Annotated in this window: 27 protein-coding genes and 1 other annotated feature; of the genes, 13 read left to right on the top strand and 14 right to left on the bottom strand. The window is 35.2% G+C overall.

The window, feature by feature from the left end; genetic code table 11:
- Positions 1–94: 94 nt before the first annotated feature.
- Positions 95–1,132: a PTS sugar transporter subunit IIC gene (locus D0S48_RS09955; RefSeq protein ID WP_144540036.1), complete on the bottom strand. Its 1,038-nt coding sequence runs from the start codon at positions 1,130–1,132 to the stop codon at positions 95–97.
- Between the two features lie 562 nt (positions 1,133–1,694).
- Positions 1,695–2,432: a metallophosphoesterase family protein gene (locus D0S48_RS09950; protein WP_144540034.1), complete on the bottom strand. Its 738-nt coding sequence runs from the start codon at positions 2,430–2,432 to the stop codon at positions 1,695–1,697.
- A 205-nt stretch (positions 2,433–2,637) separates the two neighbouring features.
- On the opposite strand from D0S48_RS09950, the gene D0S48_RS09945 reads away from it, so the two are divergent.
- Positions 2,638–3,753 carry a hypothetical protein gene (locus D0S48_RS09945; RefSeq protein ID WP_144540032.1) on the top strand — a complete coding sequence of 372 codons (1,116 nt, stop codon included), beginning with the start codon at positions 2,638–2,640 and terminating at the stop codon, positions 3,751–3,753.
- A 63-nt stretch (positions 3,754–3,816) separates the two neighbouring features.
- Entirely contained in the window at positions 3,817–4,461 is a 645-nt protein-coding gene (locus D0S48_RS09940; protein ID WP_370455759.1) for an SMI1/KNR4 family protein, read from the top strand.
- A gap of 339 nt (positions 4,462–4,800) precedes the next feature.
- On the opposite strand, the gene D0S48_RS09935 is transcribed toward D0S48_RS09940, so the two are convergent.
- The 4 genes from D0S48_RS09935 to D0S48_RS09920 all read right to left on the bottom strand — a co-directional run bounded on the left by D0S48_RS09935 (position 4,801) and on the right by D0S48_RS09920 (position 8,137).
- Positions 4,801–5,859: a HAMP domain-containing sensor histidine kinase gene (locus D0S48_RS09935; protein ID WP_144540028.1), complete on the bottom strand. Its 1,059-nt coding sequence runs from the start codon at positions 5,857–5,859 to the stop codon at positions 4,801–4,803.
- On the bottom strand, positions 5,856–6,542 hold the full coding sequence (locus D0S48_RS09930) for a response regulator transcription factor (protein ID WP_151111467.1): 687 nt from the start codon (positions 6,540–6,542) through the stop codon (positions 5,856–5,858). Before D0S48_RS09930 ends, D0S48_RS09935 begins: the two co-directional genes overlap by 4 nt.
- A 34-nt stretch (positions 6,543–6,576) precedes the next feature.
- A complete protein-coding gene (locus tag D0S48_RS09925) occupies positions 6,577–7,134 on the bottom strand; it encodes a class I SAM-dependent methyltransferase (protein WP_144540023.1) in 558 nt (185 codons plus the stop codon).
- Positions 7,135–7,450: 316 nt separating this feature from the next.
- Complete coding sequence (locus D0S48_RS09920; protein ID WP_144540021.1) at positions 7,451–8,137, bottom strand: TVP38/TMEM64 family protein; 687 nt, start codon at positions 8,135–8,137, stop codon at positions 7,451–7,453.
- Positions 8,138–8,260: 123 nt separating this feature from the next.
- Here D0S48_RS09920 and D0S48_RS09915 point away from each other — a divergent pair, with 123 nt between their 5' ends.
- Positions 8,261–8,998: a class I SAM-dependent methyltransferase gene (locus tag D0S48_RS09915; protein WP_144540019.1), complete on the top strand. Its 738-nt coding sequence runs from the start codon at positions 8,261–8,263 to the stop codon at positions 8,996–8,998.
- Here D0S48_RS09915 and D0S48_RS09910 read toward each other — a convergent pair.
- Positions 8,995–10,200: an MFS transporter gene (locus D0S48_RS09910; protein WP_144540017.1), complete on the bottom strand. Its 1,206-nt coding sequence runs from the start codon at positions 10,198–10,200 to the stop codon at positions 8,995–8,997. The two genes, D0S48_RS09915 and D0S48_RS09910, sit on opposite strands and share 4 nt — an antisense overlap.
- A gap of 63 nt (positions 10,201–10,263) precedes the next feature.
- Positions 10,264–10,523 (bottom strand) — a binding site (T-box leader).
- Between the two features lie 103 nt (positions 10,524–10,626).
- On the opposite strand from D0S48_RS09910, the gene D0S48_RS09905 reads away from it, so the two are divergent.
- From D0S48_RS09905 to D0S48_RS09890, 4 genes are all read left to right on the top strand, one after another.
- Entirely contained in the window at positions 10,627–11,877 is a 1,251-nt protein-coding gene (locus D0S48_RS09905) for an erythromycin esterase family protein (protein ID WP_225321729.1), read from the top strand.
- 166 nt (positions 11,878–12,043) lie between these two features.
- A complete protein-coding gene (dacB, locus tag D0S48_RS09900; protein ID WP_144540015.1) occupies positions 12,044–13,528 on the top strand; it encodes a D-alanyl-D-alanine carboxypeptidase/D-alanyl-D-alanine endopeptidase in 1,485 nt (494 codons plus the stop codon).
- Positions 13,529–13,647: 119 nt separating this feature from the next.
- Positions 13,648–14,223 carry a TetR/AcrR family transcriptional regulator gene (locus D0S48_RS09895; protein ID WP_186318226.1) on the top strand — a complete coding sequence of 192 codons (576 nt, stop codon included), beginning with the start codon at positions 13,648–13,650 and terminating at the stop codon, positions 14,221–14,223.
- A 100-nt stretch (positions 14,224–14,323) separates the two neighbouring features.
- Positions 14,324–16,420, top strand: a complete 2,097-nt coding sequence (locus D0S48_RS09890) for an MMPL family transporter (protein WP_144540011.1) — start codon at positions 14,324–14,326, stop codon at positions 16,418–16,420.
- Positions 16,421–16,512: 92 nt separating this feature from the next.
- On the opposite strand, the gene D0S48_RS09885 is transcribed toward D0S48_RS09890, so the two are convergent.
- The 5 genes from D0S48_RS09885 to D0S48_RS09865 all read right to left on the bottom strand — a co-directional run bounded on the left by D0S48_RS09885 (position 16,513) and on the right by D0S48_RS09865 (position 19,579).
- The gene (locus D0S48_RS09885; protein ID WP_144540009.1) at positions 16,513–17,247 is read right to left on the bottom strand and encodes a polysaccharide deacetylase family protein; all 735 of its coding nucleotides are present in this window, start codon (positions 17,245–17,247) and stop codon (positions 16,513–16,515) included.
- Between the two features lie 232 nt (positions 17,248–17,479).
- The gene (locus D0S48_RS09880) at positions 17,480–18,049 is read right to left on the bottom strand and encodes a manganese catalase family protein (RefSeq protein ID WP_144540007.1); all 570 of its coding nucleotides are present in this window, start codon (positions 18,047–18,049) and stop codon (positions 17,480–17,482) included.
- A 15-nt stretch (positions 18,050–18,064) separates the two neighbouring features.
- On the bottom strand, positions 18,065–18,331 hold the full coding sequence (locus D0S48_RS09875; RefSeq protein WP_144540005.1) for a spore coat protein CotJB: 267 nt from the start codon (positions 18,329–18,331) through the stop codon (positions 18,065–18,067).
- Positions 18,328–18,546 (bottom strand): spore coat associated protein CotJA, encoded by a 219-nt coding sequence (locus D0S48_RS09870; protein WP_144540003.1) that lies wholly within the window; start codon positions 18,544–18,546, stop codon positions 18,328–18,330. Before D0S48_RS09870 ends, D0S48_RS09875 begins: the two co-directional genes overlap by 4 nt.
- Before the next feature lie 136 nt (positions 18,547–18,682).
- Positions 18,683–19,579, bottom strand: coding sequence for an AEC family transporter (locus tag D0S48_RS09865; protein ID WP_151111466.1), 897 nt, complete (start codon positions 19,577–19,579; stop codon positions 18,683–18,685).
- A gap of 380 nt (positions 19,580–19,959) precedes the next feature.
- On the opposite strand from D0S48_RS09865, the gene D0S48_RS09860 reads away from it, so the two are divergent.
- Both D0S48_RS09860 and D0S48_RS09855 read left to right on the top strand, forming a co-directional pair.
- The gene (locus D0S48_RS09860; RefSeq protein WP_186318225.1) at positions 19,960–20,379 is read left to right on the top strand and encodes a MarR family winged helix-turn-helix transcriptional regulator; all 420 of its coding nucleotides are present in this window, start codon (positions 19,960–19,962) and stop codon (positions 20,377–20,379) included.
- Positions 20,367–20,714 carry a DUF3147 family protein gene (locus D0S48_RS09855; protein WP_144539999.1) on the top strand — a complete coding sequence of 116 codons (348 nt, stop codon included), beginning with the start codon at positions 20,367–20,369 and terminating at the stop codon, positions 20,712–20,714. Before D0S48_RS09860 ends, D0S48_RS09855 begins: the two co-directional genes overlap by 13 nt.
- Positions 20,715–20,738: 24 nt before the next feature.
- On the opposite strand, the gene D0S48_RS09850 is transcribed toward D0S48_RS09855, so the two are convergent.
- Entirely contained in the window at positions 20,739–21,431 is a 693-nt protein-coding gene (locus D0S48_RS09850; protein ID WP_151111465.1) for a Crp/Fnr family transcriptional regulator, read from the bottom strand.
- Positions 21,432–21,513: 82 nt separating this feature from the next.
- Between D0S48_RS09850 and D0S48_RS09845 the strand changes: the two genes are divergently transcribed.
- The 4 genes from D0S48_RS09845 to D0S48_RS09830 all read left to right on the top strand — a co-directional run bounded on the left by D0S48_RS09845 (position 21,514) and on the right by D0S48_RS09830 (position 23,507).
- Positions 21,514–22,263 (top strand): HAD-IIB family hydrolase, encoded by a 750-nt coding sequence (locus D0S48_RS09845; RefSeq protein WP_144539997.1) that lies wholly within the window; start codon positions 21,514–21,516, stop codon positions 22,261–22,263.
- Positions 22,264–22,407: 144 nt separating this feature from the next.
- Positions 22,408–22,608, top strand: coding sequence for a helix-turn-helix transcriptional regulator (locus D0S48_RS09840; RefSeq protein ID WP_144539995.1), 201 nt, complete (start codon positions 22,408–22,410; stop codon positions 22,606–22,608).
- Positions 22,608–23,306, top strand: coding sequence for a DUF3169 family protein (locus tag D0S48_RS09835; RefSeq protein WP_186318224.1), 699 nt, complete (start codon positions 22,608–22,610; stop codon positions 23,304–23,306). The genes D0S48_RS09840 and D0S48_RS09835 overlap by 1 nt, the downstream gene beginning before the upstream one ends.
- 21 nt (positions 23,307–23,327) lie before the next feature.
- Positions 23,328–23,507 (top strand): DUF6019 family protein, encoded by a 180-nt coding sequence (locus D0S48_RS09830; RefSeq protein WP_144539991.1) that lies wholly within the window; start codon positions 23,328–23,330, stop codon positions 23,505–23,507.
- 47 nt (positions 23,508–23,554) lie between these two features.
- On the opposite strand, the gene D0S48_RS09825 is transcribed toward D0S48_RS09830, so the two are convergent.
- Positions 23,555–23,857 carry a hypothetical protein gene (locus D0S48_RS09825; protein WP_144539989.1) on the bottom strand — a complete coding sequence of 101 codons (303 nt, stop codon included), beginning with the start codon at positions 23,855–23,857 and terminating at the stop codon, positions 23,555–23,557.
- Between the last annotated feature and the right edge of the window lie 85 nt (positions 23,858–23,942).

Here is a 23,942-nt window from a genome sequence, read left to right as displayed (position 1 = left end):
TCAAATAGGATAGCTCTTTATGATTGAAAAATAGTATGATGCTGATAGGAGTTTAATTCTAATTAAGTCACACAAAAAATCCTCGTATGTACACTTATTCAAAATCTAGCTTGTAATCCTGTGATTTAATCATTTTCAGCTTACGAGAAAACAAATATATCAACCCAATATTTAATGCAATGGGAAGAATCAGAAAAGTACTCAGCATAATTGCAGTATTCTCTAGGTTCCATCCGCCCTCAGCTAGATTTATGTAATTTAAAGGACCAATAAGACCAGATAATCCAAAGCCGGCACTCATCGGTGTACCTTGTATATTTAAAGCTCCTGCTAATCCACCTAGGATGGCAGCTGTTATAATCATTGGAAAAACAATTTTAGGCTTCATAAAAAAGTTGCGCATTTGTATTTTAGGAGAACCAAGCACGTGTGCTAGTGCAGTACCTAGGTTATTTGCTTTGTAGCTAGCAATTGCTAGGCCGACACCTGTGGCTACAATCCCTAAATTAGCTGCCCCAGAGCCAATTCCAGATAGCATAATGACAGTTGCAACACCAACAGTTGATATAGGAGATAAAATGATAAGACAAAATGCAACTGCAATTACTGCTCCCATAACAACTGGTTGTAAGGTTGTAAGATAAGCGATGCCATCACCTAATAAGCCTGTTGATTTTTTCATGAACGGCAATAGATTGTAACCAATCAAACCTGGAAACAAAATAGTTAAGGTAGGGATTAAAAGAATCGCATAAGCTTTCAGCTTATCTCCGATAAATTTCACAAATAATACCGCTAATGCAGCTGTTATACCTGTGTTCAATACCACTCCTATACCACTTAAGGCAAACAAACCATCTGCTGTTTTTGTAATGGCCCCGCTTCCAACCATAGCAGCTAAGCCAACGCTAGCTGTTTGAATAGGAGTCAGCTTAAAGGTCATTCCAACCATCACCCCAATTAAAATAGAAAGCATACTCATTAGATATACAGTTATATCGAATATTGGCTGTAAAACAGGAAAGTGTGGAATTAACAATTTTAGCATTTCGCCAAGCAATGCATTTGGTATTAGGGCCACCACAATTCCAATACTCATACCAGTAAGTAATTTACTTATAAAATCTTTCATTATCGCTGTCTCCCATCCTTACAGATTGTTGTTAATTATAAGAACTATTCAGAATAGGGTCAATACACTTTACTGATTTAAAGTGAAAAAGCATTAATGAGTATCATTAAAATACTATTAATTAACATTTAATTGATATAATCAAAGATGAATTAAAATAAAATGAGGCTCGGACAAAATCCACCTTAGAAATTCAAGAGTCCCGGAAAATTTACTATAAGTAAATTTCCGGGACTCTTTTCTACTACTAAGTCGTTGTTATCCGTTACAGCGGACGCTTTCCTGGGGGTACGAGTCGAGCCTGTAGTCTCTCCCACGCGCGTGTCCCCTAAGAGTCGCCGCCTTTGCTCCGAACAACTAAAATTCTTTGATATCAAGTGAAAACTGTATATAATCTCAGATATAAAAGAGAACATCTTTAGTTAAATTAATATTTACCAAAACGGAATTCATTCAGAACAAGGTATCCTTATAGTTATGGATTATTACAAGAATTAACTCACTGCCTCTTTACTTAGCTTCAAGGGATTAGTGTTTAAAATATAATTTGTAACATGAGCGCTTATTCTCCTACATAAAATAATTTAAAAAGTATTTCTCTTTGGGGAACATCTAGCAACTTAAATTTTTCCAGAAATTCTCTTTTGTCATAATTTACATGGTGAATAGTAACAGTTGTTTTGCCAGTTGAAACGTCAATAATTGCATAAGGAGCAGTGCTTCCTTTTGATACTCCGAGAGCTCCTGGATTTAAATAGATCTGCTTGTCATTTGAGAAAAAATGTTCAGGATGATGATGTCCAAAACAGATTATGTCTGCTGGATATGATTTAAACATTTTCTCCATGTTTTCTAATGTGGCATCTAAAATGGTGTAAAAGGGCTCATCCTTTATATTGGCGAATCTCTTTTTTTCTTCTATATGATAATGAATGCCGAGAATATGCACTCCATTTATATTTTTTTCAAGAATACGTGGAAGATTCTTAAGTCTGTCTGCATTTCTATCGCTTAATTGGTCAGCTATCCAATGATGATGTTCGCGAGTATGCTTATAGCTATCTGGATGACCTTCTCCTATTTTGAGAGATAGTACAGCCTCATCATGATTACCTGTAATCATTCGGATATCAGGTCGAGAAAATAAAAGATCTAGCACTTCGTTTGTATCTGGTCCCATTGCAATCATATCGCCCAAGCACCAGATTTCTTCTATATCTGATCTTGCATCAATATCCTTTAAGGCGGCTTTCAGTGCAAGTCCATTTCCATGGATATCTGTGAATATGGCAATTTTCATAGCTACTATCTCCTATATTTACATAAATTTTTCCTTCTTTTTTATTATATCAAATAGAGATTAGGGGGCATTTAGCATTCATAAAAGAATTAAATAAATTGACCGAAAGGGATATAGAAAATATGTTAAAATAAGTATAAACGAATTTACAGAATTTTTAAATATAGATCGCTGATTAGCAACTAAGGTGGGGGGATAAGATGATATGAAATCTAAATTGATAATTTTAGGAGTAAGCCATGCATATCAGCTAGTTTCAAGAGAATGTCAACCTGCCGTTTATCGTGCATTCTTTGATCGAGTAAAGCCAGATTTAATAGGAATAGAAAGAAGTCCTGAAAAATTTGCCCGATTAGACTTTCAGGATTTTACTTATGAGCAGCAGGAAATTATTTTACCGTATGCGCGACAAAGGGGAATACCTGTTTTTCCCTTTGATTGGAATGCCTCCCCAAATGATCAACAATTAGCACTCGGTATAAATGATATTGATCAACCAGCATTTGTCAGAGGAGAAAACTCTTTTAAGAAATTTGTATCTTTTCCTAACTTAAAAGAAGACTTCTTTTATTCCGAAAGAAAAGAAGTCATTAAACAGATGAATGAGTGGATTCAAACGAAATCATCAGGGGAAAAGGATTTTTCAAGAAGACTCTTTCAGTATAGAACTTATATGCAGGCAATGAGTATTAAAGCCATAGCCAAAGAAAATGCAGGTAAAACATTATTAATCATTGTTAACCACCTACACAAGAACGATATAGAAAATATATTATTTAACAATCCATCCGTTGAGATTATCCAACCTTCCAAATTTGGCTACCCATCAGTAGAGGAAATCAAAGAGCATATAGAGGTAAAGGATGCGTTTGCTATTTGTTCCTTTAATATTTTAGGCTTGCAGTCAGACTATGGAGTAGATGTAAAGTGGGTAGAAGAAAACTTAAACATATTAAGAGAACATGATTATACAAGTGAAGTAAAGCTAATAGAGACTAAATTAGAGCTATTAAAGGAAACAATTACGGAATCCGAGGCGATAAAAAGATACATTGAGCTTGAGAAGGAGTTAAACTACTACCAACGCTTTACCTACACAGGGGTGAAGGATAAATCGAGAATAGATTCTTATTTCGATCCCTTTGGTAATTTATCTGTAAAGAACCGATTAAGAGTAGAACTTGGTAAAAACTTTTATAATATAAAGCAAAAAGATAAAGTTCAGGTTTTAAAAGAAGAAATATTAAATATGAGTAGCTTAACCATTTTTCAAGAAAGACAGCTAGAGGCCTATTGGAGTATGTATATTTCAACCATTTAAAAAGATAACCCTTTCGTTTATATAACGAAAGGATGATAGGATGTTGTTACTTTGAATAATTTAATGTTTAATTCCTTTCAACAAAAAGAAGACATTGAAAGGAACTTGAAGCAAATCAATTTAGAGTATGAAAAAATTAAAGACTATGTAGACTTTGAGGTATTCTTTTTTGAACAATTAGGTAAGTATCAAGTGGGCTATAGTTTCGATTTAGAAGGAAATTCTCTTATAACCGGTGAAGAGGGTTCCTGGGATGATAACTGGATTGTTATTGCTTATGAAACGCTGTGTGGTGATCCAATTATTATAGATTTAAATGAAGAAGGTTACCCAGTGTCATTATTGTTGCACGGATTAGGGAGTTGGGGAACTGGTAGTTTCATAGCGAATTCAATGGATTCATTCATAAATATTCTAAAAGAAATAAAATGTTTTCTTGAAGAAAGAGAATTAATATTAGGAAAGCAATCTTTAAAGGTAAATGATGTAAAATCACTATTAGCAAAAATAATAGCAAAAAATAATTTCTCTGATTATGAGATATGGGAGTCATTATTAAACCCTTTGTTCATTATTGCCGAAGAATATGAAGAAGCAATGATGTACAAAGTGAGAGAAATGAAAACAGCTGGAATGAAAATCACTGAAATCTCTTCTTTACTTAATATCCCGACTAAAAATGTATATGAGTACATGAAGAAAAATTAAACACTACATTCAAATAGTCAAAAAGGGACTGCAAAAAAACTTAATTGATTAGTTAAGGATAGATAAAACCAATAAATGAAAAAGGCTATGTTAAAGTTAGTTTTAAAAATGTGCATAAAAAATGAGCTGGGATATGTATCTCCAAGCTCATTTTATTTTACTAAGGCAACCGTTAGTATAAGTGCGTTCTTTCACAATCCAGTTTAACTATTTGGAAATTTAGCTATGAATAGTATTAAGACTATAATTCTTCATCATAAATCAACTTTCACCATTCCATTTTAATAAATCCACTAAAAAAATTCGAACAATATCCAGTTCGCCGTTTCCCATAAGAAATTATTCTTTAATGATATTTTCAATTGTAAAGGTTAACCAACCTTCTCTATAATTAGCATCAATTGTTCCACCATGAAGCTCTATAATCCTTTTAGATATGGCAAGTCCAATACCAGACCCTCCATCTTCCTTCCTTGCCATATCTCCTCGATAAAAGCGTTCAAATAATTTATTAACGTCTTGTACTGGTAAGTTCTCTACTTGATTGGATATAGTAAAAATAGCTTTTATGCCAACTATATGAAGATCTACTTTTAATATAGAGGGTTTCTTGCTGTATTTTATAACATTCATTAGAAGATTATCATAGACACGCACTATTTTTTCAATATCCATCGATACGTGTATATCTTCTTCAGTTATCGATTTTTGAATGTCCAGACCTTCCTTTTCTAAAATTGGCATGTATTCTCCTAATATTTGTTCTAATAATCCGCCTAACTCAACTTCAGTAAAGTTTAATTTTAGATCAGGACTTGTAAGTTTGGTGTATTCAAATAGTTCATTAATAAGTTTGCTGAAATTTTGTGATTTAGAATAAATGGTTTCCAAATAATCATATAATTGTTCGTCATCTCTATATTCTTTTTTTCTCAACAAATCTACATATCCAATGATAGAAGTTAAAGGTGTACGCAAATCGTGAGAAATATTTGTAATAAGTTCATTTTTTGCACTCACTATTTGCCTCTCATGTTCGAACTTACTTTTCAACTCTTTTGACATATAGTTGATATTTTTAGCAAGTTGACTTAACTCATCATTTCCCTTAATTTCAATAGTAGTACCCAGTTTTCCATTTGCAATGGTTTGAACACTATCTGTAATATGTTGAAGGTATTTTATTTTTCTACGAATCATTACTAAAAGACTTATAATAAAAGTTAAGATAACAGTAGTTATCCAAATAAAATAATATATAGTTATACCAATAAAATTAGGTTTTTTGAAAAAAATATCCATGACATATAGTAAAATATTACTAACAATTGGGACTGAGATAAAAAAGCTTATTGCTATTGCTGTAAGGAGTTGAACGCTTAGCTTTTTACTCCTCATATTTTATACCCCACTCCCCAAATGGTTTTGATGTAAATAGGATTTTTCGGATCATCTTCAATTTTGAATCTGATTTTTGTAATATGAACCATTACAGTGTTATCAGATTTAAAGTAATTCTCTTTCCAAACAGCTTCATATATTTTCGCGACGCTTAGGACAATGCCCTTATTACGTGCGAGAAGTTCAAGGATATCAAATTCTTTTGGTGTAAGCCTTACTTCGCTACTCTTAATCCACACTTGGCGAGTATCTGTATTTATCGTTAAATCAACAATTTTAATAACACTCTTATTACTTTCTGTTTCAATATTATATTTTTTATACCTTCTGAGTTGAGATTTGACCCTGGCTATTAATTCTAATGGGTTAAACGGTTTGCTTAGATAATCATCTGCACCAGAAACCAGCCCTTTAATTTTATCGATATCCTCGGATTTAGCTGATAGCATGATGATAGGCATATTACGTGCTTCCCTAATTTTCAAACATGCCTCGATTCCATCCATTTTAGGCATCATAATATCCAAAATAATCAAATCATAATTATGGGCTTCCAATAATTCCAATGCTTCTAGGGCGTCGCTCGCCTTGGTTATTTCTAGCCCTTCATTTTCTAAATAGATGGAAATTAGATTTCTAATTTCTAGATCATCATCAACAATTAAGACCTTTCCATTCAAATCAATTCACACCTTCTATAAGATTCTCCATATATTAATTACTACAACCGAATACATATGCTGGGGGAATATTTCTATACTCACGTGTTATATTAATATGCTTAAAATAGTGACCAATAAGTCCTTTCTTAAATAATGTATATTGGAAAGTAATAAAAATCCCATTTTTCCTTAACAGATTTTTCGTATTAATTAATATATCTCTTGAGACACTTTTTGGCAAACTTGCAAAAGGAAGACCAGAAACTACATAATCTAGATATGGGATATTAAAGTCCTTTGTATACTTGTTGATATCCTCAGCAGAACCATGAATAATAATCAGATTCCTTTCGTACTTATACCTTTCTTCTAATAACATACAAAACTCTTTATTGCTCTCAATCAACATAACAACCGTATGTTCAATTCTGCTTTTAATAATCTTATTTGTAAAAACTCCTGTACCCGGACCCAATTCTACGATGTATTTTGCATTATGAAAATCAATACTATCTACCATTTTTTCCGCAAGATAATTTGAACTTGGCAAGACTGCACCAATCTCCCTAGGGTTTAATAAATATTGAAAAATAAAACTGAAAGCTCTCATGTACACTATCACTCCATAGGTTTGAATTTTCTACGGCTTTAGAATACATTTCAAACCTAAAGAAACAGTAGGAAAAATACTTAAGAATCCTTAAGATTTTTAAAGTACATAGTGATTAGTTTTATTAGATGTAGAGAATTTGTCATATTACCATTTTACGAAAAACAACTTCTACCTTTACCTTTAGCAGAGCCATTAAAAAAAGAGGGTGGCCGGAATATTAGTCACAGCCATCCTCTTTTTAAGTTTTTTGAAGATGTGTAATAAGGAGACCCAATGTTGCAAGAGAAATTGCGCTTTTCTTATGCGCGTATGATTACTCACTATTTTCAGACTCAGCAAGTGGCTTTCGTTTATGCTTTATGTGCTTAAATACGTAATATACAGCAATAGATACAAATATAATGCCTAAAATCAAATATTCATCTAGATCTGCAGACAAAATCCCAGCGGGGATTAGAGCAAGCACAAAGAAGTATATGAAATTACCAATTGTTGTTGCGATGGTAAAAGGAAGAATTCGTAAAGTGCTTAACCCACCTAATATATTTACAAGGCTTGTTGGAACGAAAGGGAACAGTCTAGCTTGGAAAACGTAAGCAAATCCATTTACGTCTACTTTTTCAATTACTTTTGTATTAAACTTATGAATAATCATACTTTGGAAAATGTATCGAACTCCATAAAAAACAATGATGGAAGCAATAACACTAGTAAACCAGCTCCATAAAAATCCGTTTATAAAACCAAATAAAGTAATATTAATCGTTATAACTAAGATTAGAGGAAATACAGTAAATGAATTTTGAATAAGCATGACCAGTCCCATGAAAAATAAGGCATAGCCAATGTTTTTGTCTAAAAATTCTTTTGCTTTATCTACATCTCCTTTTAAGAGAATATTGATCAGGTCTTGGTTAAATAGGAAAAAGAATAACAGGAATAGAAATCCGCCTACTAGTATCCATTGTTTTTGTGAGAGATTTACTTTTTTCTTTTTCATAACTCACCTGTTCTTTCTAAATTGAAATAAACCTTATTTTATTCCCTCATCGTACCATTTTCTGCTCGTTATCTAAACTTTGATGTACCGCTATTTTACTAAAATTAATGGGAGGTTATTGTATTGTCACATAAAGGGTCCGATGTTTATAATCAGGCAGATTTTTTTACGAATTATTTAAATAGAAGAGGTCGACCGGATAGTCCAAATAATGCAATTGAAGGACCAGTTATGTTTGAGCTAGTAGGTAATTTTAAGAATAAGTCCATATTAGATTTAGGCTGTGGTGATGGTTTATTTGGTAAGGAATTATTACGAGATGGGGCAGCTAAGTATACAGGTGTTGAGGGATCCAGAAAAATGGCAGATGTTGCGACAACAAATTTAAAAGACACAAACGGAGAAGTGATTTTGAATACAATGGAATCCTATTCTTACCCGGAGAACTCGTTTGACTTAGTTACTTCGAGATTTGCTATACATTATGTGTCTAATATAAATGAGTTATTCCGCTCTATAAATAAGAGTCTAAAGAATGATGGAAAATTAGTGTTTAGTGTCCAACATCCTCTCACGACCTCTTCCTTTTTAAGCAAGCAAACAGGAGAGAGACGTGAGAATTGGATTGTGGACAATTATTTTATAGATGGTGAAAGAGAAGAACCTTGGATTGATCATGTTGTGGTGAAATTTCACCGCACAATTGAACAATACTTTACAGCGTTACGTGAAGAAGGCTTTACTATCCTGGAATTACGCGAAGGTACACCTAAGCGTGAGCACTTCTCGAGTGAGGAAGAATTTAAGAGAAGGCAAAGGATACCTGTTGTATTAGCCTTTTCCTGCGTAAAAAATGGTTAAATGTTATCTATTATCTTTTGGTTAGAGAACTTCCATACAACAGTTAATAGATAGCATGAAACGATGAGCATGAGCAAGGAGCCGCCAATAACAACAGCTTTGACAGATATCCAGCCTGCGAATATACCAAAAAGCAATACTGCCATCATTTGAACGAAGCTGGAAGCCATTTCATATAAGCTTGAGATTCTTCCCATCATATTAGAGTCGATATGAGATTGTATAAACGTCATATAACCGGTATTGGCTATTGAAAGAAAAAATGACAAGATCAGAAATCCGAGACTTGCAACAAAATAGGTAGTAGAAATACTATAAATAAAATATCCAGATGCTACTAAAAGTGTCCCAACGCTCATCAAAGCTTTAGGTGAAAGAAATCTTACTAATAGATTCGTACATATGGCGCCTAATAGAAAGCCTACTCCTCCTATACTTACAAGTGAGCCATAAGCAGCGTCCGTGAGGGAGAGAACCTCTTTAGCAAATGCAACTTCAGTAGAGTCTAATGCAGCAGTCAACAGCATTGTTCCTTGGAAAGTCATATAAATTAAGAAAAAGGGTAAAGATTTTTTACTGAACTTCCAAACTAATAACCAATCTTCTCGCACCTCTTTTAAATCGAGGTGTTTTTTTGCTTCTATTGTAGCATTGAGTCTATTGGGCAAGAACGAAGTCCATATGCCGCAGCAAATAAAAATAATAATATTTACTAATAGAGAAAACTCAAGTGGGGCAAGCATAAATAGAATCCCAGCTAGGAAGGGACCTGTCACAAAGGCACCTGAATGAACAAAGCTTAGCAGGGCATTAAATTTGTTTCGCTCTTCTTCTGGTAGCAATAAAGTCATATAAGTAAATGAGCTTGTTTCAAACATAGCACCAGCCATTTGAATAAATAAAACCATCACATAGATTGCCCATAGCGAATCGACAAAGAGCAATGACCCTACAAGAAGGGCTCGTAGTAAATCTAAAAATATCATTAAATGCTTTGTAGATACTCGGTCGATTACACTTCCAGCCCAAGGCCCTATTAACATACTAGCAAATGGTTTAATTATATATAATCCAGTAACGGCTAATACAGACCCGGTTTTCTCCAAAATAATTAAATTGAGGGCAAGTAAATAAATCCAGCCTCCAATGTTTGCAAGCCCCACTACACCTAAATAGAGAGTTCTTGTTTTTCGATTACTCATTTATATTCCTCCCGACATGATAATTATTTACAAATAAAAAAATCCCACCCCCAAGACGTTTGTCTTGGGGACGAGATTATCATGTCGTGGTGCCACCCCAGTTTGTTCCATTGTCACCAATGGAACCTTTTCAAGTACGGCATAGAATATGCTTATACTTTAGCTCTATAACAGGAGCACCCGTCACATCATACCCCGTATAGAACAGGTCCTATGTGATGCTCAGAGGCTTGTTTCAGTAATTTCTTCTTCATCCCTTTTCAGCTACGGGGACTCTCTTTGGAAGACTTTAAATTACTTACTCTTCTCTTCGTCGCATTTAATTTACAATATCATACCATAAATTCGTTTAATTTCTACTTAGAATTTAAAATGGAATAAAATAATTTTAGATTACTCAAACTTTATGGGAGAGGAGTGCTTTTATTGAAGAATTTAAAGGAGTCTATTCAAAAGTATGCGTTACCAATATCTATGAATGAGGACTTTAACCCTCTTTTAGAGGCAATTGGGGAAGCTAAAATTGTTTTACTTGGAGAGGCGAGTCACGGAACCTCGGAGTTTTATAAAGTAAGGGCAGAGATTTCCAAAAGGTTAATAAAAGAAAAAGGTTTTACGCTGATAGCAGTTGAGGGGGACTGGCCATCCACCCAGCAGATTAACCGGTTTGTAAAAGGTTACAGTAAGCATTCCAATGTTAAAGAAATGCTCCAGTCTGCATTTGAACGATGGCCAGCTTGGATGTGGGCAAATGAAGAAATTACAGAATTCACGGCATGGTTAAGGACTTATAATGACAATAAGGTTAAGGAAGACAAAGTGGGATTCTATGGAATAGATGTCTATAGTCTATGGGAATCCTTAGATGAAGTCATTCGTTATTTGAAGGAAACCGATCCAAATGGAGTGGAGCTACAATTTGCTCAAAGAGCCTTTTCTTGTTTTGAACCGTTTAACCGTAATCCGGAAACGTACGCGCTATCGACGTTAGATATTTCGGAAGCGTGCATAGAAGAAGTGTCAAAGCTTATCAAGTCCATTAGGGCACATGAAGACAATTTTAAAGACGAGGAAGAAAATGACTTAAATTTAAAGATGAACGCTATGGTTGCACAAAATGCAGAGGAGTATTACCGAGCGATGGTTCGAAGTGATAACCTGTCTTGGAATGTGCGGGATGAACATATGGTAGAAGCGATTAATGAAATAATGGATTATGACGGAAAGAATGCAAAAATAATTATTTGGGAGCATAATACGCATATTGGTGATGCTTCAGCTACAGATATGAAAGATGCAGGTATGCTAAACGTTGGTCAAATTCTTCGACTTCAAAATAGAAAAGATAACGTATTTGCTGTGGGATTTGGTACTTACTCTGGAACAGTTATAGCAGCAGATGAATGGGGTATTCCTTACAAAAAGGAAAAGGTTCCCCCAGCACGAAAGGATTCTTGGGAGGATGTACTCCATGAAGCAGGAGCAGAAGATAAGATGCTGATCTTTAATGAAGAGAATCGTTATCTGTTCAACCAATGGATCGGTCACCGAGCAATTGGAGTAGTGTATAACCCTGCATTTGAAGCATATGGGAATTATGTGCCCTCCAAAATAAGTGAACGGTATAATGCGTTTATTTATTTGGAACATACTCAAGCTTTAAGGCCTTTAAAATAGGGGGGAGAAGAGTAGGAGACTTTACACCGCTTCTTTTAATATCTAGAACATTAAAAGTTAGACTATAGGAAATTAGACCGTATTTTTGTAATATATTATATTTTAACTTATTATCTTACAATTACGTGTTAAACTAACAGAAAATAGAAAAGATGGGGGTAGAAAAGTGCAGGTTTGGAAAAAACTATTTTTCACTATAGTATCTATCATGTTACTAGGAAGCGCTGTGTTAGTGCCAACTCCAGCTACTTCATCAGTAGAGGCTGCTACATCCTATGCTAGTTTAACGAATAAATTAAATACGATAATGGCAGATACCCGCATGAAGAATGCAACAACTAGTATTACGATTAGAAAAGCATCGACTGGAGAGGTTATCTATGAGCGAAACGGGGATAAAGGCATTACTCCTGCCTCATCCTTAAAATTATTAACAGGCGCAGCCGCTTTAGATACTTTAGGTGAAAATTTTCAATTCTCTACCGCGGTATTAATGGATGGAAAGATAAATAAGGGTACCTTGCAAGGTAATCTTTACTTGAAGGGTCAAGGAGATCCAACTTTATTGAAGAGCCATTTTGACAATTTTGCCGCTGGTTTATCTAAAAAAGGTATTAAACACATTTCAGGAAATCTAGTAGGTGATGACACTTGGTATGAGAGTGTTCGGTTGTCTGCTGGTATTTTAGCAGAGGACGTGCCTTATTATTATGCAGCTCCTATTTCTGCGCTGACCTTATCTCCAAATGGAGACTTTGATGCGGGTTCTGTGATTGTAGAAGCGAAACCGACTAGCAATGGAAAAGCTACAAGAGTAACCTTAACTCCAAATACAGGCGTACTACAGGTCGTCAACAGATCCAAGACAGTACCAAAAGGAAATAAAAATACGTTAAAAATTACTCGTGAAGTGGGAACAAACAAAGTAATTGTAACAGGGAATTCTCCTATTGGGACATCCGGATCTAAGGAATGGATTGCTGTAACCGACCCAACGATGTATGCTTTAGATATTTTCAAGCGTTCTTTAGCTGAAAAGGGGATAAGCCTAAGCAAGAGTACTAAATTAGTGAAAGGGAAAGCTCCAGCGAGCGCAAAAACTTTACTATCTAAAAAATCTCAGCCTTTAAAGGATTTAATCGTTCCATTTATGAAGCTAAGCAATAATGTGCATGCAGAGATTTTAGCTAAGGAAATGGGTAGAAAGGTTTATGGTGAAGGAAGCTGGGACGCGGGCTTACAGGTAATGCGTGACTATGCATTTTCAATGGGGATAGACGTTTCTAAATGGAAATTCGAGGATGCCTCTGGGCTATCATACTCCAACAAAATTACATCTAGCGAGCTTTCTCATCTGTTATACGTGATTAGAAAAGAGCCTTGGTATAATACGTATTACAAGAGCCTACCTATTGCTGGATCTAAGGATCGATATGTTGGGGGAACATTACGCTACAGACTAAATACAGCCCCTGCTGCAGGAAATATCATGGCGAAAACAGGAAGTCTTAAAAACATTAAAGCACTTGCTGGCTATGCCAATACAAAAGACGGAGAACTACTCATATTCACCGTACTAACAGAAAACAACAAAACAAGCACAATCCCTTCCATTGACCAAATTGCAACAGCCATAGCAAACCATAAATAACTAGATTACAGCAATGTTGCAGGTGCCAGGCACCTGCAACATTGCTGTAATCTTTTTGTGTATATGTTTATGCTAATAGAATTTTGTAATATACTGAAGAGAATAGTGAGGTGTTGGATGTGGCTCGTGAGCGAAAATTTACAGATGAGCATCTTTTTCAGGAAACAAAGGAACTAATTATCCATGATGGTTATGAGGCTTTTACTTTTAGTAAGCTGGCTTCTAGGTTGAAGGTTTCAAGAGGAAGTATTTATAAGTATTATGAAAATAAGGATGAACTTATCTCAGAGTTTTTAATGTATGAAATGGCTAGATTTTTAAGTGACTTTGAAAAATTAAATAAAACTGCAGATTTTCCAACTCAATTTAATGAGTTAATTGATTTTATTTTTACGCAGAGTAATATTTACGGTGTGTTGGAAATCATCGGTCAAATCCCGGCACCTACAACAAAGCGAGCATTGAATAATAAATCTAAAATAAGCGAATACTATATTAGTATGTATCAGCAATTTGAAGGGTTTATTGAGCTGGGAAGAAAAGAAGGCGTTATTAAAGAGCATTTGCCTACGGCTATTTTATTGGGGATGATCTTTCAAATTATTGCGATTCCTAATCATTTTAATATTCCAGAGAAAGAATGGATTGGTTCTATCAAGGAAATTTTAAGTAGTGGGATGTTCAAGCACGATTAATTGACAGGAAAAGGATAGAAAAGGATAATGTAAATGAAAATGTTTTTTTATTCAAAGTGACACTAGTGTCACTTAAATAAGCTAGTAGGGAGTGGAATTGTTGAAAAAGTTACTAGGAAGTGTAACAGATTTTGTGGCCACTAAAAAAGGGATGTGGACCACAATTGGTGTATGGCTAGCCATCACAGTCTTACTGACTGTATTTGCACCTAGCGCAGGAGAATATAAAGTATCAAGCGTAGCGTCTTTACCGGAGGATGCTCAATCAGTAATTGCGCAGAATCATATTGATGAGCATTTTAAGGATGCGGAAAGTCTTCCGGCTATTCTGGTGTTACAATCTAAGGACTCAGAAATCGATGTTGCTGCACTTGGGGAAGCGTTGGATAAAGTAAGTGCTGCAAATATTAATGGAGTTAAGGAAGTTGTTCCTTTTAGTAGCCTACCACCTCAAGCTTTAGCTGGATTCTTCTCAGAGGATAAAAGGACAGCAGTTGTGCCATTAAACTTTGTAACGTCTTTAGAAACGGCTGAATTAGAAAAATCCTTAGAAGATATTAGAGACATTGTTTCTGAAGAATCTGGGACAGAAGTATATATTACTGGACCAGCAGGTATTGCTGTAGACACAACTAATTTGTTTGAAAGAGCAGATTTAGTTTTAATTTTAGCAACTGTTGGTATCATATTAATTCTTTTAATCGTTATTTATCGTTCTCCATTGTTAGCAATTATTCCATTATTGGCTGCTGGTATTGTGTATCAGGTAGTTAACCAATTGCTTGGTATTTTGGGAGCTGGTGGTTTAGACTTAGCAGTCCAATCCGTATCGATCATGTCTATTCTGTTATTTGCAGCAACCATAGACTATTCTTTATTTGTTTTCTCTCGTTACCGAGAAGAACTAAAGAATTACGATAGTAAGTTTGATTCGATGAAGTGGGCTATGAGAGAAACAGGTATTCCTGTATTCTTCGCGGGTGGAACTGTGCTTGCTGCAATGCTAGTATTGTTCTTTGCGAACTTCGGAGATTATAAAAACTTTGCTCCGATCTTTGGTACAACAATGTTTGTTATTATGTTTGCTTCTGTAACATTAATCCCTGCATTGTTCACATTATTTGGTCGTAAATCATTCTGGCCACGCATTCCTAAATACGGGGAAGGGGAAGAGAAGGTCAATAGACTATGGAGTAAAATTGGTTCATTCGTTGTGAGAAAACCAATTGTAGCTGCTCTTATTATATTAGTTATTTTAGTTGTTTCGGCTTTAAATATGTTCAATCTGAAATACGAATTTGACACGATGAAGTCATTCCCAGAAGATATGCCATCACGTATGGGTTATGAAATCATGGAAGAAGAGTTTGCTAAAGGTGATTTAGCACCAACTAGTGTACTTTTTGAATCAAATGAAGAAGTTACAGAGGAAGTTCAAGCCAGCATTCTGGAGCAACTTCAAAATCAAGATCTAGTTAGCTCTGTACGTCCAACAGGTGTATCAGAGGATGGCTTAGCAGTTCAATATCAACTAACCTTTGAGGAAAGTCCTTATTCTACTGAATCAATGGATGCTCTGGAAAAGATGGTAGAAGAGAAAAAGGATATTGTTTCATCTATAGATGCTAACGGCGAGTTATACTTTGCAGGAGAGACAGCTTCTCAAGTGGATGACCGCGCTGTAAATGATCGTGATTTAATAGTTATTGTAGTACTAGAAACTATCCTAATCTTCATCCTATTAATCGTATTAACTAAGTCTATTAAGATGCCTATTTATATGATGGGAACGATACTTTTATCATTCTTGGCTGCATTAGGTTTAGGGATGTTCTTATCTAATTTATTCTTTGATATTGATACGATTAGTAACCGTGTTCCGTTGTATTCCTTTGTATTCTTGGTCGCGCTTGGTATAGATTATAATATTATTTTAATCTCTCGTTTCTTAGAGGAAAGACAGAAGCATTCTGTGAAGGAAGCTGTACAAATAGCTGTGTCGCACACAGGTGGAGTAATTTCCTCAGCAGGTATTTTATTGGCAGCTACATTTGCTGTGTTAATGACTCAGCCAATACAATTACTATTCGTCTTCGGATTCATAGTAGCGGTAGGTATTATACTCGATACTTTCTTGATTCGCGGTATTTTACTACCAGCATTAATTGTTTTGTTTGAAAAGGATAAAAATAAATAAACTAAGAAAAAAGCTTGAATCATTAAATTTTTAATGATTCAAGCCTTTTATTTTTGGAGTAGAAAAGGTAATTGTACTCATACTAGGTTTTATTAGGGGCTAGCAGGCATAGTGTAAATTTCAATAAGTTCAGAAACTGTGACAAATTTATAACCCTGTTGTTGAAGCTCTGGTAGTATTTCCTCCAACGCTTGGATGGTTTGTGAGCGGTCTCCTCCTGAATCATGAAACAAAACGATATTCCCTGGCTGAACTCCAGACAATACTTTTTTCACTATCTTTTTGACACCTGGGGTTTTCCAATCCTCCGTATCTTGATGCCAGGACCACATGATCACCTTATAACCTTCATTTATCGCTGTATTAATAATTTTATCGTTATACTGTCCACCTACCGGTCGATAAAAGATTGGGTAAGTACCAGTAATGTCGTGAATAATATCATTCGTTTTTTTTAATTCTTCCTTTAACTTTGCAGGGGAAATGCTTAATGGGTGGGTATACGTATGGTTGGCAATCTCATGGTTCTCTTCCCCAATTCTAGATACAACCTCCGGATATTTTTCTGCTCTTTCTCCAATTACAAAAAAGGTAGCTTTGGCATCGTATTTTTTCAGTAAATCTAAAACCTGTGGAGTGTATGTAGGATGTGGCCCATCATCAAAGGTCAAAGCAATGACTTTTTCATCTGTTTTAATCTCCCAAAGGACATAACCCTTCTCTTCGTAATATGGTCTTCCCTTATCCTTGGCAGAAGTAGCGAAACCAATACCAATACCAAAGAACACAAGGAATACTACTCCAACTTTAATGACTAATGATTTCATCTCGCTATATTCCTCCTTGCCATTTTAATTGGGCGGAAGTAATACATTATCCTTCAAGTTATTGTTGCCTAAGCCAAACTGAATATACAAACCAAGCTCTCCCAAAAAAATACAGAAGTACGATCAGATGCAGGAATGTTACAGGTGCCAGGCACCTGTAACATTCCTAAAACTATAATTAGCAAAAATAAAAGGCTTAGAAACTAGAAAACTAGTCGCCAAGCACTTTAAATTAAAATATCTTTTTCCGGTCTCGCTCTTCTTTAAGTATCTCCACAGATTCTCTAAATCGTAAGGAATGAATGTTTTCTCTTTCTCTTAAGAATCGAAGAGCATCATTAATACCAGGGTCATCTGAGATATCAATCAGCCATTGATAAGTTGCACGGGCTTTTTCCTCCGCTGCTATATCCTCATATAAGTCAGCAATTGGGTCTCCCTTAGATTGAATATACGTAGCAGTAAAGGGAACACCACCAGCATTTTCATAGAATAAAGAATGTCCATGATTCACAAAATGAGCTCCTAAGCCTGCTTTTTCTAATTGTTCAGGAGTAGCATCCTTTGTCAGCTTGTAAATCATCGTTGCAAGCATTTCTAGATGAGAAAACTCTTCCGTAGAAATATCTGTTAGAACACCTATTACCTTATCAGGAACAGTATATCGTTGATTCATATATCTTAATGCAGCAGCCAGCTCTCCATCAGCACCGCCATATTGCTCCATAAGATACCTAGCAAGCATCGGATTGCATGTGGTTACCTCAACAGGATAAAGCAGCTTTTTCTCATAAACCCACATTATTTATCCCCTTTCTTAAATTTGCCATGGCCATGGAGTAGAGTTCCATCGCCAGCCAACCTCTAATGCCTGCTTGGAGGGAATAGTATTTAATGAAATTGGTCCATATTGTGCTTCATATTTCTTTCTGACAGCAGCTGCATTTTTTATAGCTTCTCTCCATTGTTCTAGAGCATCCATATCATCCGGATGTGTATCTGTGTAAAGTGTTAGTTCCACAACAACAAAGTCCATTTGTTGAACCTGTTTCAATAAATTCCATTGGTGATCGCTGGACGTCAAGAAATTCCCTCCTCCCTATAAAATCCATCAACAAATTGTGGCCATAAAGAACCTTGCTTTAAAGCTTCTGCTGGTGTATTTTGCGGCAGTCCTGGTGGTTGAAAATTAGTAAATAGCTGTGGAGGAAGTACAAATTTCTTAACTAAAATAGGAGGGCAAGGGTCCCGTGGAGAAACGTATGGCTTATAACTACCTCGAAATTGCCAATTTTCCATCTGTTATCACTCCTTCAAATTAACCTATGAAAAACAAATCCTATTCATACTTGAAGGACTAGCAATAATTTATAGAGTTCTATTATTACAGGTGCCTGGTATTACAGGTGCCTGGCACCTGTAATAATAGAAGGAATCATATTCCTAGGAAAAATAGTGTTAATGGGATAGTGATAATGCTTAGAATGGTAGTGATAAAGGTCATAAACGAAACGAGATCCGGTTCGGTGCCAAACTGTAGGGCGAGGAGAGTTGTGTTGGCAGCAGTTGGCATAGCTGATTGGATAATAAATACGGTTTTATATAAATCATCTAAAGGCATAAATGAAACAATTACTGCTGCAACTAAAGGTGATACTGCCATACGTATAATGGTCGCTGTTGATACAAAATGATACGCTACCTTCTTTTTAGAAATAACGGCAAGCTGCATACCTAATACAAGCATAACTGTAGGGATAGAAGCGTCCGCGGCAAGGCCAACTCCCTCCAGAGGAACTGTTATATCTACTAACTGGAGTAAGATACCGAGTGCTGAAGCATAAGCCAAAGGCATTCTTAACACTTTATAAATAGCCTGTTTCCATGTAGCTTTTTCCTCTCCACCTAACGATGCAAAGAATATTCCGATCGTATTAATGATTAACCCGTGGAAAACCATAATTACGACAGCATAATCAAACCCAACTGCTCCTAAAGCGAATAGAACTACAGGAGCCCCATAATTACCGCTATTCGGAAAAACGCTTCCTAAAATCAATGCGGACAACTCTGAACGCGTAGTTTGCATAAAAAGAGAAGACAACCAAGCGATTAATAACAGAGAAAATGTTAGTCCAAGACAAGCGATAAGAATATATACATAATCTATGGATAGCTCGTGTGTATAAAATGTTCGGAAGGCTAAAAAAGGAGACATCAAATAAAGAGCGGCAGAGGAAATAGATTTAATATCAAATCCTATCAACCGTTGTCCTATAAAACCAATAAAAAATATAATAAAGACCGGCAAAATTATTAAAAGCAAATTCATTCTATTATCACCCCAAATATTATTACTATTGTTACAGGTGCCTGGCACCTGTAACAATAGTAATAAAAAAAATATAAATAAGTTCGATATCCGTAATATATAAAACTATATCATTTGTTGAATCTTTTTTCTGAAATAATTAAATGATGGGGAGCCAGGTTTTCTTTAGCTAAGCTTTTAGAAATCGAATAGTTTATGATTTTATAAGTGTTTCTAAGCTCAGTCTCTTGCAATCGAGTTGAAATAGAAAAGCTATAGTCATGAGAGCTGCTTCCTGAAATTTCCCGTTCGCTTGTCAGGTAAGATATAGGAACTTGTTCCTTTGTTATTCTTATGTTATATTTATATCGTATTATACGATATAAAAGGGGGGTAAAAAAATGAGCATACAAGTCAATCAATTGAATCAGTATTGGACAGACATTTATTTTTATTTACATTATCCACATGTGGATAAAATAACTCATCAAGCAGTACGTATACTTCAGCTTATAGATAAACAACCGAATACCGGGATAAATGAAGTGGCAATGGTTTTACAAATATCGCATAATACTGCCTCGGAACATGTGAAAAGACTAATAGACAAAAAATACATAATAAAAGAGAAGAGTGGAGAGGACCATAGAAGGGTCATATTACGCTTAACCGAGCTAGGGTCAAATGTTTTATATCGAAATACAAGCCTGGATGATGAAAAATTAATGAAAATAGTAGAACAGCTTTCTAAGGAAGAACAAATAATAATTGAGAAAGCATTCAAGACCTTAAGTGAGGTAGCTAAAAAATGTACGTTATAATGAAAGTCGTTATTTCTGCCATTATAATAGCTATTGTAACGGAGATTTCGAGGAGATTTCCTACATATGGAGGAATTATTGCAGCTTTGCCTTTAGTAAGCTTACTAAGTATTATCTGGTTGTATGTTCAAGGAGAACAATCCCCCGCCTTGAGTAAGTTTGCTTTGGGTGTATTATGGGGTTTCCCAGCTACCGCAGTAATGTTACTTATTGTATATTTGGCCTTACAAAATTCTCTTCATCTATTTATATCCATTTTGTTAGGGATAGCAGGGTGGTTGTTCTTTTTATACATACAAGACATTGTGGTTACTTACATAAAACATATAGTCTAAAGGGGGGGACGTTAGACTATCCCCTCATTCATATTTAACACCATTAGAAAGCTCTTCTAAAAATCCCCAATCCAACACAATTAATATTTTCTTCTCTTTTTTAATTATTTTCTTCTTTAAAAATGAAAGGATAATTCGATTTAAGTGTCGATGAGTTGTTCCGATGAGAGAGGCAATTTCCTCTGTTTGGTTTGTCGTTATTTCTTTGCCAAAGTAGTTGTGGATATCTCGAGTAGTTAATAAGTAGCTTGCAAATCTGGCTTCCACTGTGGCCAACAAGTTTACGCGAGATGCTGTAGTGCAGGTTTGCAATTTATAGGATAAATGCTTAGATAGCTCCCCTAAAAATAAAGAATCCTTCATTAAATATAATTCTACTGATAACTTGTCTAAAAATAATAAAGAGGTTTCTTCTACTGCCTCTACTTGTGACTGTATTTCTATCTTTTGCAAGAGCTCTATGTCACCAAAAATTGCATGAGGATGACAAAAGCGTAATAACAGCGATTTTCCTGTTTCTATACTAGAGGTTACCTTTGTCCTCCCGGTTACCTGAAAATATAATCCATCCAATTCATTTCCTTCTTTAAGTATAGCTTCACCTGGATTATAGTGACGTAGCTGAAAAGAGAGATTTTGGGGAGAGGTAATTTTCTCCTGAATATTAAATTGAGATAGATACTGGCTAATGATTGTTGGGGTTTGAATAATCTTCATCTTTTTCTCCTTTTCGGACATATGTCCTTTTTTTATTATATAGCAAATTGTTATGATTATTTTATAAGAGGAGGGATATAGGATGAAGTTTGTTTTTGATTTGGATGGAACAATTTGTTTTCAAGGGAAGCCCTTAACTCATGCGATGGTGAAAGCCTTGGAAGATTTAGGGGCAATGGGGCATGAAGTAATTCTAGCCTCTGCAAGACCGATTCGTGATCTATTGCCTATTCTCCCTAAACATTTTCATCAGCTACCGATGATTGGAGGTAACGGTGCATTTGTAGCGAATGAGGGACGAATTATATCAAGCACTCATTTTGACAAGCAAACCTCTGATAAAATTAAACAGCTTCTAGGAAAATATAAAGCAGAGTTCCTAGTAGATAGCGAATGGGACTACGCATACACAGGTGACGAAAACCATCCTATAAAAAGGAATTTGGATCCAAAGCAACAAGCTAAAAAATTGGAATTACATAAGTTAAACGAAATAGTAAAAGTAGTCATAATACATAGCAATGATCAAGAAAGCCTACTAAAGGAACTCCAAGAACTCCCAGTTGTGATTTATAACCATGGACTCGAAAAGATTTTAGATATAAGTCCATTGGGTGTTGATAAATGGAATGGATTACAAAAGCTTGGAGTACAGAGCAAGCAGTTTATAGCATTTGGAAACGACGCAAACGATGTATCTATGTTTCTTCAAGCACAAAGCTCAGTCTGTATAGGAGACTATGCAGAGCTTATTACAATTGCTAGTTCTCATGTGGCAAACGAAGAAGAGCTAGTTATAAATAAGCTTAAAGATATTGCAAGAGATTTATAAGTGACCCTAAGAATAAAGGAGGCGCATGCTTTTAGTGCGACCTCCTTTTAAAATTAAATATAATAAATTATCATAGTCAATATGACAATCATAGTTGTCAAAATGACTATTATTGTATATATTAAAAAGGAGGAGGCGATGATTGTGAAAAGTCGCTTAAAAGAATTGCGAGCGAGAGAGGGGCTCAATCAAACCGAGCTAGCTAAATTAGCTAAAATTTCTAGACAAACGATTAGCTTGATTGAACGTGAAGAATATATGCCATCCATTTTGATTGCTGTTAGAATAGCAAGAATTTTTAATGAGTCTGTAGAAAACGTCTTTTTGATAGGGGAGGATGAATGATGAAAAAGGTATTTACAACTATTATTAGCTTACTGCTTGGAGGATTAGCTGGCTTTACTATCACACTTGCTATAATGATGGATAAAAATAAAATAGATGAAGCATGGGCACAGCCAGTAAATATATTATTATATATTGTTTTAGCCATTCTCTTGATTTTGTTAGTGACTAGTCTGCTATTAATCAAAAAGTTGAAAAAAGTTAATGCTCAAAAGTTTGTTGGAGAGCAAGAGGATTTGATGGAAGAATTTAAGTACAAAAAATTTGCTGATTTGAATATAACAGCTAATACATCTTTGATTCTATCAATCTTAGCTGTAGCGATATCTATTCTTATGTCGAATAATTCAATCCTTCAAATTGGGTTTATTCTCTTGTTTATTGCTAGCAGTGTCATTTCCATTTTTGGTATAAATCTCGTAAGAAATATTTACCCAGAAAGAAACCTTCCGAGTGTTACTTCAAAGGATTATGAAAAAAAGTTTATGGAATCTATGGATGATGGAGAGAAATATGTCACATTACAAGGTCTCTACAGGGCTCATCAGCTATTTAACCTTTTCATGCTCATAAGTATTATTTTGGCTGTAGCATTTTCTTTCTTTAGTGAGCAATCTCAAATGTTTTCTATTGCATTGATGTGCTTAGTCATGTTGGCTGTTAATACAAGCTATCTAGTTGTTGTACGAAACAAATAAATGGAGAGTAAGGTGAATTAAATGACTACAGGGCAATTACTGCTTTGGATATTGGGTGTTTCTATCCTGCTATATTTTGTTATCAAGTGGGGTGTAAAAAATGGCATCAATGAGTCTTTGTTAATTTCTGAAGAAGCTAGAAGGAAGAACCAGCAGGAGAGGGAAGTGCAAGCCCAAAGCTACTGGAATGATTTGAAATAATAAAAAGCTGATACTTGTCTATTAAAAGACTAGTATCAGCTCATTGGTTATCCAGCGTGTGACCAAGTTGTAGGAACACCGGATTTAGGGCAGTTTGGGAAAATTGCTCCAGCCTCCAGAAATGCTTCATCTCCATCTTCGTCTACATATCGACCAGATTCTAAAACTTCCTGACCAGAAGCGTGAGAATGACTATTAGCGCGCTTCCAATAAGTAACTACTTCTGTATCAGGACATGATGGAAACTTCGAACCTTCTTCTAATGTTCTAGTTACACCAGATTCACAAATATAATCTCCAGTTTCCTCTACAATATCATCTGTTGTATATTCATAAGCTTGTTTACTCATCATACATTCCTCCTTAAAGAAGTTACCGTCTTACTCTATAATTACCCCAATAAACAAATGTAAAAACCTTCTTTAAGGAAGGTTC

Origin of the sequence: Psychrobacillus sp. AK 1817 (genome assembly GCF_008807035.1) — a bacterium.
GTDB lineage: Bacteria > Bacillota > Bacilli > Bacillales_A > Planococcaceae > Psychrobacillus > Psychrobacillus faecigallinarum.
Note: the sequence above shows the minus strand (reverse complement) of the source record. Positions and strands in the feature narration are given on the sequence as shown.